Source organism: Streptomyces sp. NBC_01689, assembly GCF_036250675.1.
GTDB lineage: Bacteria > Actinomycetota > Actinomycetes > Streptomycetales > Streptomycetaceae > Streptomyces.
The window spans coordinates 2,312,725-2,330,074 of record NZ_CP109592.1; the positions used below are offsets into that span (position 1 = coordinate 2,312,725).

A 17,350-nucleotide genomic window follows, 5' to 3' on the forward strand; every position below is an offset into this window, starting at 1 on the left:
CCTGCTCCACGCAAGAAATCACCACGCGGGCGCAATCTTCACAAGAAATCGGGCCCAGACGGAAACGAACGGCGATTGTTTGCGTACCGGGGCTGTTCGTAACATCCTCACGCCCCCCTCGTCATCCCACCCGCGAAAGGAGCGTGTGGCATGCGCGCAGTGCTCAGCGCCGAGGAATCCGCCGCCCTGGAGGCCGTCGACGAGACGGCCGTCGCCACGATGCTGCTCGACACCCTGGCCGTGCCGAGCATGACGGGAAGCGCGGCCGAGTCCGAGCTGCAGCACCGTCTGGCGCGGGACCTCGGACGGTCCGGTCTGGACATCGACCTCTGGTCGATGGACCTGGCCGCCCTGCGCGCCGAGCCCGGCTTCCCCGGCATGGAGGTGCCGCGCGACGAGGCCTGGGGACTGGTCGCGACGCTGCCCGGTGCCGAGGACGGCCCGACCATGATCCTCCAGGGGCATGTGGACGTCGTACCGCCCGGTGACCTCGCGCAGTGGGCGGGCGCCCCCGTTCGTACCCAGCGTCCGCGGGGACGTCGTGCACGGCCGGGGAGCCTGCGACATGAAGGCCGGGGTCGTCGCCAACGTCGCCGCGCTCGCCGCGATCCGCGCCTCCGGGGTACGGCTGCGCGGCAGCGTGGCGGGCCACTTCGTGGTCGGCGAGGAGGACGGCGGCGTCGGGGCCTTCGGGACCCTGCACCGCGGCCACACCGGCGACGCCTGTGTCATCAGCGAGCCGACCGGCGGCACGCTGGTCACCGCGAACGCCGGCGCCCTGACCTTCCGTATCACCGTGCCGGGCCGGTCGACCCACGCGAGCACCCGGGACGCCGGGGTGAGCGCCATCGACGCCTACGCGCCCGTCTCCGCCGCGCTGGCCCGCCTGGAGGCCGCCCGCGGCGAGACGCCCGACCCCCTCATGGCCGAGTACCCCTTCCCGTACACCGTCTCCGTCGGGATGCTCCAGGCCGGGGACTGGGCCAGCAGCGTGCCGGGGCTGCTCGTCGCCGACGGACGGCTCGGACTGCGACTCGACGAGGAACCTGCCGCGGCGCGCGCCGCGTTCGAACGCTGCGTGGCGGAGGCCTGCGCGGCCGATCCGTGGCTGCGCGGGCATCCCGCGGTCGTCTCGTGGCCCGGCGGCCAGTTCGCCAGCGGCAGGCTCCCGGCCGGCCATCCGCTGCGCGAGACGGTCGGCGGCGCGCACGCCGACGTCACCGGGGCGCCGGGCGCCCGGGAACGTGGCGCCCCCTACGGGAGCGACCTGCGGCTCTACGCGGGGGCGGGCATACCGACGCTCCAGTACGGCCCCGGCGACGTGCGGCTGGCCCACGGCCCCGACGAGCGCGTGTCCCTCGCGGAGACGGTCGCCGTCGCCCGGGCCCTGGTCCTGGCGACACTGCGCACGGTGGGCACCCTGTAGGACCCGGGTCTGGCGGATCTCGGGGCGGGCACGGCCCAGGGGGCTCCTCCCCGGTGTTCAGCCTCCCGCGCGCATCCGCCAGCCGTGGTCGACCGGTCCGAGTCCGGCACCGAGCGGGAAGCCCGCCGCGATGGCGCCCGTGACGTACTCCTTGGCCCGCCGGACCGCCTCCGGCACCGCGTGTCCCCGTGCCAGTCCCACCGCGACGGCGGAGGCCAGGGTGCAGCCGGTGCCGTGGGTGTGCCGGTTGTCGTGGCGCGGGGCCCGCAACCAGTGCCGTTCGGTGCCGTCGGTCAGCAGGTCGACGGCCTCGCCGGGCAGATGGCCGCCCTTCACGAGGACCCAGCGGGGGCCGTAGGACAGCAGCCGTTCGGCGGCGCGGGACATGTCCCGCTCGCCCGTCACCTCGATCCCGGTCAGCTCGGCGGTCTCGTCGAGGTTCGGCGTCGCCACCGTCGCGACCGGCAGCAGCGCGCCCCGTACGGCGTCCAGCGCGTCGCCCGCCAGCAGCCGGTCACCGTGCTTGGACACGCTCACCGGATCCACCACGACGGGCGCGGCGACGTCCGACAGCAGCTCGGCGACGGTCTCGACGAGCAGCGCGGAGCCGAGCATGCCGGTCTTCACCGCCTGCACCCCGATGTCGTCCACGACACTGCGGTACTGCGCGCGCACCGCCTCCGCCGGAAGCTCCCAGGCGCCCTGCACACCGAGGGAGTTCTGCGCGGTGACCGCGGTCAGCACACTCATCCCGTGCGCGCCGAGCGCCAGCATGGTCTTCAGATCGGCCTGGACACCGGCGCCGCCGCCCGAGTCCGATCCGGCGACGGTCAGGACGCGGGGCGGGGCGGCGGGGGTCTTCGAGGACATGACGGGTTCGCTCCGTACGGGACGAGACGGGTGGGAGACGAGGAGAAGGGCGAGAGGCGAGGCGGGCGGCGGAGCACCGGGTCAGCGGCGCAGCCGCAGCGGCGTGTACACCGCGAGGGCCGCGAGGAACGCCACCCCGTAGGCGAGGTCCGCCCCGTGCAGGGCCCGCGCGACCGGGCCGACGTACAGGCTGGTGCTCATGAAGGGCACCGCCGCGGCGAAGGCGCCGGCGAACGCCACCAGCGCGGGCCACCACGGCTGCGGACGGGCGCTCTCGGCGGCCAGGTCGACCGGCGCGCCGGCCCGTGCCCTGGCCCGGACGAGCCAGTCGACGGCGACGATCGCGACGAACCCGGGGATCCAGTAGCCGACCAGCAGCAGCACGTTCTGGAACCGGGTCGTGGTGTCGGCGGCGTGCATCCACAGCACGAGCGGGAAGCCCAGGACGGCCGCGAGCGCGGCCGCGGCCGGGCGCGGCAGACGGACGCCCATGGTCTGCAGGGCGAGCGAGCCGCTGTAGTCGTTCATGGCGTTGCTGCTCAGTGCGGCCAGGGCGACGGCGAGCAGTCCGAAGGCGCCGAGGGCACCGCCGCCGAGCAGGGTGTCGACGCCGCGGGCGGTCTGGTCGGTGAAGACGGCGGCGCCCCACAGGCCGAGCGCCTGGACGGCCACGAAGGAGACGCCGACACCGGCGAGCGTGCACCAGAACATCCGCGGCCGGGACGCCGTGCGCGGCAGATAGCGGCTGAAGTCGCTGGCGTACGGGGCCCAGGACAGCGCGAGGCTGAGGGCGATGGTGCAGGTCAGGACGAACGCCCCGGCGCGGTCGGCCCCGTGCGCGGAGGCGGCGGCAGCGGGGTGGGTGCCGTTCAGGAGCTTCACCGTCAGCGCGACGAAGGCGGCGGCGAGGGCGAAGGTCATCACGGTCTGCAGCCGGTGGATCACCTCGTACCCGAGGACGCCGAGTGCTCCCTGCGCGCCCATCATGACGAGCACGCCCAGCCAGAACGGCCAGCCGCAGAGCTGGGCCAGCGCGTCCCCGCCGAACAGGCCGATCAGCGCGTCCCAGGCGATCGAGGAGAGCCACTGCAGCGCACCGGGCACCAGCACCGCCCTCCCGAAGGCGAGCCGGGCGAGCGGCAGCTGTCCGGCGCCGGTCTGGCTGCCCCAGGTGCCGAGGTACGCCGTCGGCACCGCGCCCAGCAGGGTGCCCAGCACGACGGCGGCCAGCGCGGTGGGGAAGTCCAGGCCGAGCGCGATGCCGACGGTGCCGGTGAAGACGCCGGTCATCGTCAGGTTGGGGGCGAACCACACGGTGAACAGGCGGCCGGGGCCGCCGTAGCGGTGGTCCTCCGGGACCGGGGCGATACCGCGCGCCTCGACGCGCAGATCGCCCGCGGCCTCGGGCATCCGCCCGTCGAAGACGCCCTGCGGGCCTCCGACGGCCACTTCACCACGGGCATACGGCAACGACATGAGACATCCCTCCGCCAGTCCTAACTGGTTCAGGTTCGACGGGTGTGATCTCAGCCCTCGTTCGGGGCACCCCGTGTCCGGTTCGGCGTCAGGATAGCCCGGCCCGCGCGTCCGTCCCAGGCAGGGGCCGCGCGGACCACGTGACCGGTGCGTGGGACCGGGACCCGCGCGCCGCCGACAGCTCGGGACGGCACCCTGAACCGATGGACCGGACGCGGTGAGGTGCCGTGGCCGTCGTCGTGCGCCCGCCCGGGATCAGGGGACGGCCCTCAGGACCCGAAGCGCGGCTCCCAGCCCTCGTAGGCCGCCGTCAGCAGGCCCAGCACGCCGTGTGCGGTGACCTCGCGGGGGTTCGGGGGTGCCTGACCGGCGGCCTGCGCCGCGGCCACCGCCAAGTCGGCTTCCCTGAGGCCGAGTTCGGCGAGGGTGCTGGGCGCGTCCAGGCTCCTGGCGAACTCCCGGAGGGCGCGTGGCACGTCGTCCGTGCCGAGGACCCGGGACAGGGTGGCGACCGCCCGGGGCGCGGCGGCCGCGTTGTAGGCGAGCACGTAGGGCAGGACCACCGTGTGCGTCTCGGCGTGCGGCAGCCCGAACGTGCCGCCGAGCACGTGGCAGAGCTTGTGGTGCAGGCCCATGGTGGAGGTGCCGAGACAGGCACCGCACAGCCACGCGCCGTACAGCGCGCGGCCGCGCGCGTCGAGGTCGCCGGGAGCGGCGGCCACGGCCGGCAGGGCGGCCGTCATCGCCCGGACGCCCTCCGTGGCCATGAGCGCCACGAGCGGCGAGGCGTCGGGCGCGTACAGGGCTTCCACGGCGTGCGCGAGGGCGTTGATCCCGCTGGTCACGGAGAGGGGGACCGGGAGACCGAGGGTGAGCTCGGGATCGTAGACGACGCTCCGGGGCTGGACGCCCAGGTCGCGCCCGGTCCGCTTGGCACCGTCCTCGGTCAGGCCCCACACCGGGGTCATCTCGGAGCCGGAGTAGGTGGTGGGCACGGCGATCAGCGGCAGTCCGGTGCGCAGCGCGATCGCCTTGCCCAGGCCGATCGCCGAGCCGCCGCCGACCGCAACGCAGCCGTCGGCGCGCATCTCCCGGGCCACCTCGACGGCACGGGCGGCGACCTCGGCGGGTACGTGCATCCGGGCCTCGGGATGCACCCCCGCACACTGACCGCCCAGCGCGTCGGCGACCGCGCGGGCGGTGGCCTCGCCCCGGCTGCCGCAGACCACCAGGGCCCTGTGCAGACCGAGCCGGGCGGCCTCGCCGGGGGTCGCGGACACGGCTGCGCCGGGCCGGAAGACGACCCGGCCGGGCCGCGTCTCGTACGAGAAGTCGAGCGGGGCGTCTGTCGCGAAGTCGGTCGGTTCGACGGTCATGCCACTCTCCTGGTCCGGCGCACGATCCTGCCAGGCGTTCCCGAGGATGCGCCGCCGCGCCCGCGACGGCAACTCCTGACGTCCTCCGTTACGGTCATCGGGACCGGTCTCCGTGGGCGCCGTCGCCCAGGAAGTGGAAACGGGGTTCCGGATAGCGCGCGTGGGCCCGGTGCGGGGCCGACGAGGTGTAGGCGCCCGCGAGGCCGAACACCACCCGGTCGCCGGCCCGCAGACCCCGCGCCCGCGCGGCGCGGACCAGGATGTCCTTCGGGGTGCTCAGCTGCCCGGTGAGGGTGGCGTGCTCGCGCCGCACCTCGGGGCGCGGCCAGGAGTACGGCCACGGTTCCACCTCCAGGACGGACCAGGGCTGGTCCCCCCGCCCGGCCGCCGGGGTGCGCAGGTGGACGGCGCCGCCGCGGACGACGGCGACGTCCTCGCCGGCGCCGTGCTCGACGTCCAGCACCTCGCTCGCGTACCAGCCGCAGTACGCGGTCAGCGCGCGGCCCGGCTCGATCCGCAGCGTCAGTTCCGGGTGGGCCGCGGTGAGTCGGGCGAGGCCCTCGCCGTAGGCGCGCCAGTCGAAGCGGCGCTCGGGGTGGTCGTAGTCCACCGCCATGCCGCCGCCGATGTCCACCTCGGTGAGCCGAACTCCGTTCCGGGCGGCCAGTTCCGCCGTCCAGGCGACGACGGACCCGGCCAGTGCCAGATGTTCCCCGGCCCGCACCCCGTCGGCCAAGTGGGCGTGTACACCGCGGAGTTCGAGGTTCGGGTAGCTGCCGTCGGTGAGCAGACCGACGATCGTGTCGGCCTGCGCCGGGTCGAGGCCTGCGGCGGTGGCGTACCCGGCGCCGTCCGCCGCGAGAAGGCCCCGGGGAACCGGGAGACCGAACCGGGGCAGCACCGCCACCCGGCGGTCCGGCGCGTGCCGCTGGGCCAGTCCGGCCAGCATGTACAGCTCGTACTCGCTCTCGACCTGGAAGCGTGTCACGCCCCGCTCCAGCGCGTCCGCCAGCTCGGTGGGTGACTTCTCCGTGCCGCCGAAGGCCCGTGGCCGGGCGACGGACGCCTCGGCGACCTGGGCCAGTTCGACGTCGGAGGAGACCTTGTAGCCGTCCACGAACGGGCCCAGCTCGGCCAGGATCTCCGGTTCCCCGTTGGCCCGGACCGCGTAGTACAGCTCGACGCGGTCGGGCAGGGCGGCTCTGACGGACGCGGCGTGGACGCGCAGTCCCGCCAAGTCGTAGACGAAGGCGGGCAGTTCCGTGGGTGAGAGGGAAAGGATGCGGTCGCGCACCGCGCGCGGGGGTGTGATCATCGGGGCACTCCGGGTCGTATGGCGCGGGATGTCGTCGGCACGTCACACGGGCGGCGCGCGGCCGGACGGCATCACCGGGCCGCCGGCGCGCGGTACGGGGAGCGGGGGGACGCGGGACAGGCCGGACACACCGGACGTACCGAACGCGCCGGACACCCGCGGCGGCGCCGTGCGCGGAGCGTGCGGCACGGGGTGCGGCGGGCGCGGATGCGGCCGGGGGCGGGCGGGCGTGTGCGGCGCGGGGTGCGGCCGCGTGGGGACCGGGCGCGAGTGCGGCGCGCGGGGCGCGTCCGGCGTCCGTGCCGGGTCCGGCGAGTCAGGGGGGAGGTGCGGGGCGCGCCGACCGGGCGTCCGGTCCGGTGCGGCGACCGGGGACCCGGAGGGCGCCGCCGCGCTCCGGCGGCCCGACGCCCTCGCTCGCAGGGCTCGCGCCCCGTGGCCTCCCACCCTCATGCTGATCCGCGACTCCCCACCCGTGGCCCGGAGGCGATCTCTACCCGGTGAGAGATCCTCAGGCACCTCGAGCCGCTCGCGGGAACCCTCCCGGGAGGGTCGCCCCGCCCCACATCACACTCACGCCACCCTGGCACGCCCTGGTTCCGCCGTCGCGCGGCCGATGCGTGTTCCGGCCACGTCCGGGTACGGAGCGACACCCGGGCCCAGAAGATCTTGGTGCGCGGTGCGCGGTGCGCGGAGCGTGGATGCGGATGTGGATGTGGTCGCGCGGTGCGCGGTCGGTGGAGGGGGTCGCGGAGTGGGTGACGGATCTCATCGTGGCCGGTCGGACCGAGGCGGACCCGAGGTGGAACGGCGTGTGGCGAAATGGCTCGGATCAGGTCGGACCCGGAGGCGGGCACCGCTGTCCGTGCGTGCCGGAGCGGGGTGGAACAGGCCGGGGCCGGACATGGCGCGGTGCCCGGCTCCGTCCGGAACCGGGCACCGCGTCCGTTCAGCAGGTGGCCGACGCGGGCAGTCCGCCGTACTGGTCACCCTTGAGGTACACGGCGCTCACATAGCCCTCGGCCAGCCGCACCCACACGTCGTTGACGTAGCCGTTGTCGCGGATGGTCTCGCCGTGGGTCCAGCACGACGCGCCGCGCGGATCCCCCGCGGTGACGTGCCCGGTGATGCCGGTCTGGCTCGACGGGCCGGAGCGGACGTTGACGTTCGCGTACGGCGTGACGGCGTACGGCAGTCCCGCGGCCGCGGCCTGCGCGCCGGCGGCGCCGGCCAGGAGCAGTCCGGCGGCGAACGCCCCGGCACCCGCAGTGATCGACGCCCTGGTCCTCATCCTCATGGTCATGCTGCCCTTCCCCGTGGTGGAGTCCCGGTGTGCTCACCGGAGGGGACCGCGCGTCCCGCCCGGCCCCTCGGGACAACCCTGCAAGGCCGGAGCCGGGCAGGGAACTTCTTTCGACCACGCTCGAATCGTGGGGCCGCCGCACATGAAGAAAGGGCCCCCACAGGCTGTCACCCGTGAAGACCCTTCGCACCGTCGGGACGACAGGATTTGAACCTGCGACCCCTTGACCCCCAGTCAAGTGCGCTACCAAGCTGCGCCACGTCCCGATGCGCCTCCCCCGCGACGTGCCGCGGGATCGTGCGTACAGAACTTTACCCCACAGCGGGGGCTGCTCCGAAGAGGGCGCGGGACGGGCGACAATCGGGGCATGAGCGGGACATCCGGAAGTCGGCGTGACGACGGGCGGGATCGGGACGTCGAGGGCAGGGCGCGCAACGCCCGGCCGCGGGACGGGCTGGGCCGTCCCCTGCCGTACGGGGCCGAGGGCGTCGAACGGCAGCCGGAAGGGGTCGTGCGCGATCCGGACCGGACGGTGACCGAGGCGCAGGCCCTGCTGGACGCCGGGCGGCCCTTCCACGCGCACGAGGTCTTCGAGGACGCCTGGAAGTCGGGTCCGGAGGAGGAGCGCACGCTCTGGCGGGGGCTGGCCCAGCTCGCGGTGGGCCTCACCCACGCGGCCCGGGGCAACGCGACGGGCGGCGCCCGGCTGCTGCGGCGCGGGGCCGGAGCCGTCGACGAGTGGCGGGCCGGCACCGCCGCCGGGGCCCGTCCTCCCTACGGGCTCGACCTTGCCGGACTGGCGGCGTGGGCAAGGGAGTTGGCCGCCTCCGTGGAGGGTGACGGGGTCGCCGTCGGAGCCGCGGACCGGGCACCCCGACTGCGCGGCGGCACGGGCTGAGCGGACGGTTCCCGCGCCGGTCGGGCGGGGCGGGGATCCCGGACGGACGCGGTGCGTCCCCCGTCCGGGCCGTGCGGCAGACTCGGGGGGTGCGAAAGATACATGTCATCGGCATCGGCGCGGGCGACCCCGACCAGCTCACCCTCCAGGCGGTCAAGGCGCTGCGGAGCACGGACGTGTTCTTCGTCCTGGGCAAGGGCGAGGTGAAGGCGGACCTCGTCCGGCTGCGCCGTGACATCCTCGACGCCCACCTTCCCGACGGGGCGTACCGCCTGGTCGAGGCGCGCGACCCGGAGCGCGACCGGGCCGCCGACGGCGCCGCCTACTCCCCCGCCGTGGGCGACTGGCGCAGCGCCCGCGCCGACATCTGCCAGCGGCTCATCACCGAGGAGCTGGGCGAGGACGAGAGCGGCGCGTTCCTGGTGTGGGGCGATCCCGCGCTGTACGACAGCACGCTCGGGATCCTGGAGGAGATCCTGGACCGCGGCGCGGTGGCGTTCACGTACGACGTGGTGCCCGGCATCAGCAGCGTCTCCGCGCTCGTCGCCCGGCACCGTACGGGGCTCAACAGGGTGGCGGGGCCGGTCCAGATCACCACGGGCAGGCGTCTCGCGGAGGGCCTTCCCGACGGGGTGGACGACGTGGTCGTCATGCTCGACGCCCACCAGGCCTTCCGGCGGTACGCCGGGGAGGACATCGACATCTACTGGGGCGCGTACATCGGCACGCCGGACGAGATCCTCGTGTCCGGCCCGATAGCGGAGGCGGCGCCCCGGATCGAACGGCTGCGGGCCGAGGCGCGTGAGCGCAAGGGCTGGATCATGGACACGTATCTGCTGCGCAGGCGTCCGCGCGGTTAGGGCGCGCCCGCGCCGACCCGTCGCTCGCCGGTCGGTCCCGGCCGCTTGTCCGGGGCCCTCGTCCGACCCGCCGGACGGTACGCGGGTGGCGGGCCGCCGGACCGTCGGCCGTCGTGGCCGGCGCGTCGGTCCGCGCCCGTCTCAGGGGCCGCGGAGGCCCAGGCGGGCCAGGGCCGACGTCACGTCGGGCACGGCGGTCACCCCGTCCGGCAGCGGCGGCCTGCGTACGACGACCACGGGCAGGCCCAGTGCGCGGGCGGCGGTGAGCTTCGCGGCCGTCGCCTCTCCCCCGCTGTCCTTGGCCACCAGCACCTCGATGCGGTGGGCGCGCAGCAGGGTCCGCTCATCGTCCACCGTGAACGGGCCGCGGGCGAGGAGCACCTCGGTGTCCGCTGGCAGCGGCGGCTCGGGCGCCTCCACGGACCGTACGAGGAAGTGGAGTTCCGCGAGATCCGCGAAGGCCGCGAGGCCCAGCCGGCCGGTGGTGAGGAAGACCCGGCGGCCCAGCGGCGGAAGCAGTGCGGCGGCCTCGGCGAGGGAGTCGGCGTGGTGCCACCGGTCGTCGGGGCCGGGCCGCCAGCCGGGGCGGCGCAGGACGACCGCCGGGACGCCGGCCGCGGCGGCGGCCCGTACGGCGTTCCCGGTGATGCGGGAGGCGAAGGGGTGGGTGGCGTCGACGACGGCGTCCACCCGCTGCTCGCGCAGCCATCGCGCCAGCCCGTCCACGCCTCCGAACCCGCCCACCCGGACGTCCCCTTCGAGCGCGCCGGGCCGGGACACCCGCCCCGCGAGGGACGTGGTCACCCGCACCCCGGGGCGGCCGGCCAGTTCGGCGGCGAGCCGGCGTGCCTCGGTGGTGCCGCCGAGGACCAGGACGTGGGGGGACATGGGGTCGAGCCTACGAGGCGGTCAGCGCAGCAGCAGCTGGACCCCGCCCACCACGGTCGCCGCGATCACCAGCCGTTCGAAGAGCAGCTGGTCGATGTGGTGCACGGCCCACCGGCCGAGGTAGGCGCCCGGTACGACGAAGACCGCGAGCACCGCGTCCAGGAGCAGCGAGTGGCCGTCGATGAGTCCGAGGCCCACGCTGAAGGGCACCTTGGAGGTGTTGACGATCAGGAAGAAGAAGGCCGAGGTGCCCAGGAAGCCGAGTTTGCGGAAGCCGGCGGACAGCAGGTACATCGACATCACCGGACCGCCCGCGTTGGCGACCATCGTGGTGAACCCGCCGAGGACGCCGTAGGAGCGTGCCTTGATCCGGCCGGACCGGGTCGCGACCGCGTCGGGCTCCTCCTCCTGGGCGGCCGACCGCCGGCGCCACAGGGTCACCGCCGCCATCAGCAGCAGGATCGCGCCGATCGAGGTCCGTACCGTCCCGTCGTCGGCCCACACCAGGAACAGGGTGCCGAGGACGACGCCCGCGGCGACCGCCGGGAACAGCCGCCACAGCGTGGGCCAGTGCGCGTGCCGCCGGTAGGTCGCCACGGCCAGTACGTCCCCGACGATGAGGAGGGGGAGCAGCACGCCGGTCGAGGCGCGGGCGGGCAGCACGGCGGCGAAGATCGCCAGACTGACCGTGTTGGCTCCGCTGACGGCGGTCTTCGAGAAGCCGACGAGCAGTGCCGCGGCGGCGAGGGCGGCGAACTCCCAGCCGGATATGTGCCAGAGCGTCATCGTGTTCATGCGGGGACCGATGCTATGCCCACGCATCTCGTCCCGGTGCGGAGCCTCCCGTCAGGCGCCGGCCTCCCGCCCGGACGGGATCAGGACCGCTCGACCAGGACCGCGCTGCCCTGGCCGACTCCGACGCACATGGTGGCCAGGCCGCGCCCGGCACCGGTGCGGCGCATCCGGTGCAGCAGGGTGGTGAGGATACGGGCACCGGAGCATCCGAGGGGGTGCCCCACCGCGATGGCACCGCCGGTCGGGTTGACCCGCTCCGGGTCGATGCCGAGCCGGTCCACGCAGGCCAGGGCCTGGGCCGCGAACGCCTCGTTGAACTCGGCCTCCTCGAGGTCGCCGACGCTCCAGCCGACCCGCGCCAGCGCCTTCTGCGTGGCGGGTACCGGGCCGATGCCCATGACGTCCGGGTCGACTCCCGCCGAGGCGCCCGCGACATAACGGCCCAGCGACTCCAGGCCGAGTTCGCGCAGGGCGTCCTCGCCGACCAGGAGCAGTCCGGCGGCCCCGTCGTTCATGGGCGACGCGTTGCCCGCGGTGACGGTGCCGCCCGGGCGGAACACCGGCTTGAGCCGGGACAGTTTCTCCAGCGAGGTGTCCTCGCGTACGCATTCGTCGGTGTCGACGATCACGCCGTCGGGGCGCTCCACGGGGAGCAGTTCGGCGTCGAAGTGGCCGTTCTTCCGGGCGTCCGCGGCGCGTTGGTGGCTGCGCAGCGCGAACGCGTCCTGGCGCTCACGGGAGACGCCGTGGCGGGCGGCGACCTCCTCGGCCGTCTCCCCCATCGACAGGAGTCCGTGCAGATCCTTCATCGCCGGGTTGACCAGCCGCCAGCCGAGCCGGGTGTCGACGGTCTCGATGCGGTGCGGCAGTGCCTCGTCGGGGCGGGGCAGGACGAAGGGGGCCCGGCTCATCGACTCGGAGCCGCCCGCGAGCACGATGTCGGCCTCGCCCGCGGCGATCGCCCGGGCGGCCGTGGTGACGGCTTCGAGGCCCGAGGCGCACAGCCGGTTGACGGTCGCGCCGGGCACGGTCTCGGGCAGGCCCGCGAGGAGGACGGCCATGCGGGCGACGTTGCGGTTGTCCTCGCCCGCCTGGTTGGCCGCGCCCCAGTAGACGTCGTCGATCCTGGCGGGGTCGAGCGCGGGCACGTCGGCGAGCAGACCGCGGATCACCGTCGCGGCGAGGTCGTCGGGCCGCACCCCGGACAGGGCGCCGCGCAGTTTGCCGATGGGGGTGCGGCGGGCCGCCGCGAAGTGGACAGGACGCACGACTGGACTCCTGACGGACACAGGGCCGACGGGATCGGCCATTAATTACCACCGCTAGTTTTTGACTATAGACCGCCGGACACGGGGTGGGTAGACGAACGTGGGCCACCCCGGGGGTGGCCCACGTCAGTACCGCTTCCGACTCGGCCGGACGGTGCCGGCGCCGGTCAGCTGGTGGTGAGGGCGGTGTCGTCGAGGACGAAGCTGGTTTGGAGGGAGGAGTCCTCGACGCCGTTGAACTTGAGGGTGACGGTGGTGCCGGCGAAGGAGGAGAGGTCGAAGGTCTTCTGGGTGTATCCGGTGGCCTTGTTGAGGTTGGAGTAGGTGGCGAGGGTGGTGGATCCGGCGGTGACGGTGAGCTTGTCGTAGGCGGTGCTGGTGGTGGTCTCCGCGGTGTCGATGTGGAGGTAGAAGGTGAGGCTGGCCTTGCAGCCGGCGGGGATGGTCACGGACTGGGAGAGCGTGTCGGTGTGGGTGGCGCCGTAGCCGTCGAGCCAGGCCTTGTAGGAGCCGCCGTGGGCGGCTTCACCGCTGTCGGTGGTGATGACACCGGTGGAGGCGGTCCAGGTGGTGTTGCCCGACTCGAAGCCCGGGTTGCCGAGCAGCTGCGCCGAGGAGCAGGTGCCACCGCCGCCCGAGGACACCGTCCAGGAGAAGGACGCGGTGCCGGTCGCTCCGGTGCTGTCCGTGACGGTGACCGTGGTGCTGTAGGTGCCCGCCGTGGTCGGGGTGCCGGTGATCGCGCCGGTGGAGCTGTTGATCGACAGGCCGGTCGGCAGCCCGCTCGCGGAGTAGCTCAGCGAGCCGCCGTTGGTGCTGCTGGCGGAGACCTGCAGACTCACCGCGGTACCGACGGTGGAGGACTGGCTGCCCGGGTTGGTGACGGTCACCCCGTTCGACGGCGGGGTGACGTGGCTGCCGACGTTGATGCCCGCGAAGGCGTTCGCCACCCCCGCGTACTGGGTGGAGTTGGCGCCGTACAGCGCGGTGGCGGCGTTGAGCGCGGCGGTACGGGCGGCGGCGTAGTTGGTGCTGGACGTCATGTACGTCGTCAGCGCCTTGTACCAGATCTGCAGGGCTGCGGCCCGGCCGATGCCCGCGACGGCGACACCGTCGGACGTGGGGCTGTTGTAGGTGACGCCGTTGATCACCTTGGTGCCGCTGCCCTCGGAAAGCAGGTAGAACATGTGGTTCGCCGGACCCGAGGAGTAGTGGACGTCCAGGTTGCCGACGCCGGAGTACCAACTGTCCGCGGAGCCGCCGTCCTTGCTCGGCTTGTCCATGTAACGCAGCGGCGTGCCGTCGCCGTTGATGTTGATCTTCTCGCCGATGAGGTAGTCACCGGGGTCGGAGGCGTTGTTGGCGTAGAACTCGACGCCGGTGCCGAAGATGTCGGAGGTCGCCTCGTTCAGGCCGCCGGACTCACCGGTGTAGTTGAGGCCCGCGGTGTTGGAGGTGACGCCGTGGCTCATCTCGTGGCCCGCCACGTCCAGCGAGGTGAGCGCGTGGGTGCTGCCCGAACCGTCGCCGTACGTCATGCAGAAGCAGCTGTCGTCCCAGAACGCGTTGACGTACGCCGTGCTGTAGTGGACGCGGGAGTACGCGGCGACACCGTTGTTCTTGATGCCGCTGCGGTTGAACGTGTTCTTGTAGAAGTCCCAGGTCATCTGGGCGCCGTAGGCGGCGTCGGCGCCGGCGGTCTGGGTGTTGGACCCGGCACCGGTGCCCCACACGTCGTCGGCGTCGGTCATCAGCGTGCCCGTACCCGACGTGCCGTTGTTGAGGCTGTACGTCTTGTGACCGCCGCGCGTGGTGTCGTACAGCTGGTACGTCGACCCGGACAGCGTGGTGTTGAGGGTGACCGTGCCGCTGTACTGGGTGTTGCCGGTACCGGTCTTGACGGCCTGGTAGCGGTAGAGCTCCTTGCCGGTGGTGGCGTCGGTGATGACGTGCAACTGGCTCGGGGTGCCGTCGTCCTGGAGTCCGCCGATCACGGTCTCCCAGGCAAGTTTGGGGGTGCCGCTGCCGGCCCAGATCACCTTGCGGGCGCTGTCGGTGGTGGCCTTCTCGGCGGTGAGGGACTTCGCGGCCTTCAGGGCCTTGCCCGCGGCCGCCGACTTGCTGAAGGCCGCCGTGGTCGAAGCGACCTTGATGACGTGCTTGTTGTTGAAGGTGCTGCTCACCGTGCCGGCCGCCAGCGAGGCCGGCGGGGTGTGCACGACCACGTCGCCGCCCAGTACCGGCAGGCCGGCGTAGGTGCGCTCGTAACGGGTGTGCACCGTGCCGTCCTGGTCCTTGACGACGTCCCTGACCACCAGCTTCTCCTTGGCACCGAGGCCGAGGGTGCCGGCGGTCGCCGTGGTCCTCTGCGCCGCGCTCTTCAGCAGAGCCGCGTGCTGGGCCGGGGTGAGCCGGGCCTCCAGTCCTCCGCTGCGCAACGGGCTGGGGTGGGGGGCGGCGGGCTTGGCGACCGCCGGAACCGTCTGTATGCCGACGGCCAGCAACGCGGCGGTGGCCGCGAGTGCTCCGGCTGCGGCCGCCTGACGGGGAATTCGTCTCACTCGTACTCCTACTGCTGCGGTCGCGGGGACGACCGGTGACAGCCCGGACAGACGGGATGTGCTGCCCGGGACGAGCTGAGCAGTGCGGTGCGGGGCCCCTGCGCAGGCCGTGGGGGCCTGTCCGGCAGGTGGAGGAAGAATGGCAGCTTGACGCATCCATGTCATGCATCGCCGGGGCATTCGAGGGTTAACCCTCGGCGGGACCGTCCGACGCGGGCGCCCGGGCCGCGCGCGGCCCGGGCGGAACGGCCACGGAGACCGCACGGAACGGATCCCGCGGCCCTGCGGCACCCGGACGAGACGAGCGGGGCGGCCGGGGCGGGGGCACGGCCCCGACGGCCGCACGGGCACACGGCCCCGATGACCGCACGGCCCCGACGGTCACACGGTCCAGACGGGCACATCGCCCCGACGGCCATGAGGCGGCACGGCCCGGACAGGAGCACGGCCCGGACGGGCACACAGCCCTGACGGCGGCACGGCCCCGACGGCCGCACGGCCAGGACGGCGGCACACCCCCGACGGGCACACGGCCCGGACGGCCACACGCCCCGGCCGAGCACACGGCTCGGACGGCCGCGCGGCCCGGATGGCGGCGCGGCCCGGACGGGCGGAGGATGGACGCGAAGGGCGGCGCACGGCCGGACCGGCCGGTACCGCCACGATGGAGGTCGTCACGGTCGGCCCGCCCGACGAGCGATGTGTTCGCGCCCGGGGTGTGCCCGTATCCGACCACCTCACCGGCCGTGAACCGGCCGTGGGAGCCCGTGAACCGGGCCCGCGCCGGTCCGATCCCGCCCGAACCGGTCGCGGGAGCCGGGAGCCCCGGAGCCGCCGGAATCCACCGCGCCGGGCCTGCCGTCCGACAGGGGCGCGCACCCGTGCGGATCAGGGCGCCGGGAGCGGGCCGGGTCCTTCGACCCCTCGTTCACCGGCCCGGTACTCCACCGTCCGCTCTGCCACCCGCCCGCCCACTCGTTTCACCCATCTGCCCGTCCGCCGCCGCGCGTTGCCGGGGGCCACCGCCACCGGCGTTCCGCGGCACCCGAATTCACCCGAGGCATGACGACGGAATATGCGAACGCGGAACGGGGTAACTCCGAAGAGCACGGCGACGCACCGGGCCGTGCCGGCCGGGGGAGATCTCCTTTCCCGGCAGTTCCCCTGAGGCACACGCCCGTTCCTCCAGGGCTGGGGCAGATGACTCCGCGGCGCCCGAGCCGGGCGGCGTGGAAGCCGGTCGTACGAGTCCAAGGAGGCGCAATGAACCGCCAGATCCGTATTCGTACCAGCCGCCGCACCACCACCGGACGTGACGTCAGGATGGAGATCGACCGGCGGACGCCTTCGGGGCGGATCCTCCCCTACTGATGCCGACTCCCCCTGTCGAGGGGCCTGTTCGGACGCGGGACGCGGAACGTGGCGGCGCGGGTCAGCTCGCGGTGCGGCGGATGCGTCCCGCGTAGCGTTCCTCCAGCACCAGGTTGCCCTCGAAGCCTCCGGGCACGTTGGCCGACACATAGACCGGCGGCGTGACACCCTCGGCCAGCAGGAGCGCGGCGGTCTCCGCGACCGCCATCTGCACGAGCATCACCCCGGTCAGCGTGGACAGAGCGCAGACGGCTCCCCCGCCGGGCAGTTCGAGCAGCGCGTCGCCGCGCGGCGCGGCGTTGTCCAGGACGACGTCGGCCAGATCGGCGAGTTTGTGTCCGCCCGGATGCGCGGCGGGCACCGCCCGTGTGTGGGCCAGCGAGGTGACGGCCAGGACACGGTGCCCCCGCTCCTTGGCGTGCAGGGCCATCTCCACGACCACGTTGTTGACGCCCGAGTTGGAGACGATGACGAAGAGGTCCTCGGGCCGCGGCTCCACGAGACCGTAGATCCGGGCGGCGACCCCGGACCTGCGCTCCAGCAGCGGGTCGGCCAGGACGTCCGGCCGCTCCCCGCCGTACAGCACCAGGTCGGCGATGCTCAGCCGGTTCGTGGGCACCAACCCACCGGCGCGGCCCGCGATTTCGAGCACCAGGGCCTGGGAGTGCCCGGTACCGAAAGCCTGGACGACACCCCCCGCCCGCACGCAGTCCGCGATCAGCGCGGCGGCACGCCGGACGTCGTCACGGGCGGACGTGGTGATGCCGTCGAGGACGGTACGGCTCTCGCGCGCGAAGCTGTCGGCGCTGACGGATCCTGCGGACACGTGACACTCCCCACCGGTGGATCGAACCACCACTTCATGCGTGCTTTCATGAATGACTCAACCATACCCTTCCTCCGGTCCCGTGATTCAAGCTGTCGGACGGACGATGGCTGATAC

At 73.7% G+C, this 17,350-nt stretch carries 12 protein-coding genes, 1 tRNA gene, 1 pseudogene and 1 riboswitch; of the genes and pseudogenes, 3 read left to right on the forward strand and 11 right to left on the reverse strand.

All coding sequences use genetic code 11. From position 1 onward, the window contains the following. Positions 1–150: 150 nt before the first annotated feature. Positions 151–1,426 (forward strand): annotated as a pseudogene (locus OG776_RS09825) (ArgE/DapE family deacylase). Positions 1,427–1,483: 57 nt separating this feature from the next. Here OG776_RS09825 and thiD read toward each other — a convergent pair. From thiD to OG776_RS09855, 6 genes are all read right to left on the reverse strand, one after another. Next, positions 1,484–2,296 (reverse strand): bifunctional hydroxymethylpyrimidine kinase/phosphomethylpyrimidine kinase, encoded by an 813-nt coding sequence (thiD, locus tag OG776_RS09830; protein ID WP_148012885.1) that lies wholly within the window; start codon positions 2,294–2,296, stop codon positions 1,484–1,486. Positions 2,297–2,377: 81 nt separating this feature from the next. After that, the gene (locus OG776_RS09835) at positions 2,378–3,772 is read right to left on the reverse strand and encodes a purine-cytosine permease family protein (RefSeq protein ID WP_148012886.1); all 1,395 of its coding nucleotides are present in this window, start codon (positions 3,770–3,772) and stop codon (positions 2,378–2,380) included. After that, positions 3,762–3,856: riboswitch (TPP riboswitch) on the reverse strand. It overlaps the preceding gene by 11 nt. Positions 3,857–4,041: 185 nt before the next feature. Further along, entirely contained in the window at positions 4,042–5,148 is a 1,107-nt protein-coding gene (locus OG776_RS09840) for a maleylacetate reductase (protein WP_148012887.1), read from the reverse strand. A gap of 94 nt (positions 5,149–5,242) precedes the next feature. After that, positions 5,243–6,463 carry a type III PLP-dependent enzyme gene (locus OG776_RS09845; RefSeq protein ID WP_148012888.1) on the reverse strand — a complete coding sequence of 407 codons (1,221 nt, stop codon included), beginning with the start codon at positions 6,461–6,463 and terminating at the stop codon, positions 5,243–5,245. A gap of 949 nt (positions 6,464–7,412) precedes the next feature. Beyond that, entirely contained in the window at positions 7,413–7,766 is a 354-nt protein-coding gene (locus OG776_RS09850; protein ID WP_148012131.1) for an SH3 domain-containing protein, read from the reverse strand. A gap of 192 nt (positions 7,767–7,958) precedes the next feature. Then, positions 7,959–8,032: transfer RNA gene (locus OG776_RS09855), tRNA-Pro, on the reverse strand. A 101-nt stretch (positions 8,033–8,133) separates the two neighbouring features. Here OG776_RS09855 and OG776_RS09860 point away from each other — a divergent pair. Beyond that, the gene (locus OG776_RS09860; protein WP_148012132.1) at positions 8,134–8,664 is read left to right on the forward strand and encodes a DUF309 domain-containing protein; all 531 of its coding nucleotides are present in this window, start codon (positions 8,134–8,136) and stop codon (positions 8,662–8,664) included. A gap of 89 nt (positions 8,665–8,753) precedes the next feature. Beyond that, the gene (gene cobF / locus OG776_RS09865; protein ID WP_187285856.1) at positions 8,754–9,524 is read left to right on the forward strand and encodes a precorrin-6A synthase (deacetylating); all 771 of its coding nucleotides are present in this window, start codon (positions 8,754–8,756) and stop codon (positions 9,522–9,524) included. Between the two features lie 141 nt (positions 9,525–9,665). Here the strand turns inward: cobF and OG776_RS09870 are convergent, their stop codons facing one another. The 5 genes from OG776_RS09870 to OG776_RS09890 all read right to left on the reverse strand — a co-directional run bounded on the left by OG776_RS09870 (position 9,666) and on the right by OG776_RS09890 (position 17,233). Beyond that, positions 9,666–10,412 (reverse strand): cobalt-precorrin-6A reductase, encoded by a 747-nt coding sequence (locus OG776_RS09870; protein WP_148012134.1) that lies wholly within the window; start codon positions 10,410–10,412, stop codon positions 9,666–9,668. 21 nt (positions 10,413–10,433) lie between these two features. Continuing rightward, on the reverse strand, positions 10,434–11,207 hold the full coding sequence (locus OG776_RS09875; protein ID WP_148012135.1) for a sulfite exporter TauE/SafE family protein: 774 nt from the start codon (positions 11,205–11,207) through the stop codon (positions 10,434–10,436). Between the two features lie 80 nt (positions 11,208–11,287). Further along, complete coding sequence (locus OG776_RS09880) at positions 11,288–12,475, reverse strand: thiolase family protein (RefSeq protein WP_148012136.1); 1,188 nt, start codon at positions 12,473–12,475, stop codon at positions 11,288–11,290. Positions 12,476–12,642: 167 nt separating this feature from the next. After that, entirely contained in the window at positions 12,643–15,036 is a 2,394-nt protein-coding gene (locus OG776_RS09885; RefSeq protein ID WP_329320145.1) for a M4 family metallopeptidase, read from the reverse strand. Positions 15,037–16,468: 1,432 nt separating this feature from the next. Continuing rightward, positions 16,469–17,233, reverse strand: a complete 765-nt coding sequence (locus OG776_RS09890) for a sugar isomerase domain-containing protein (RefSeq protein ID WP_148014453.1) — start codon at positions 17,231–17,233, stop codon at positions 16,469–16,471. Positions 17,234–17,350: the final 117 nt, after the last annotated feature.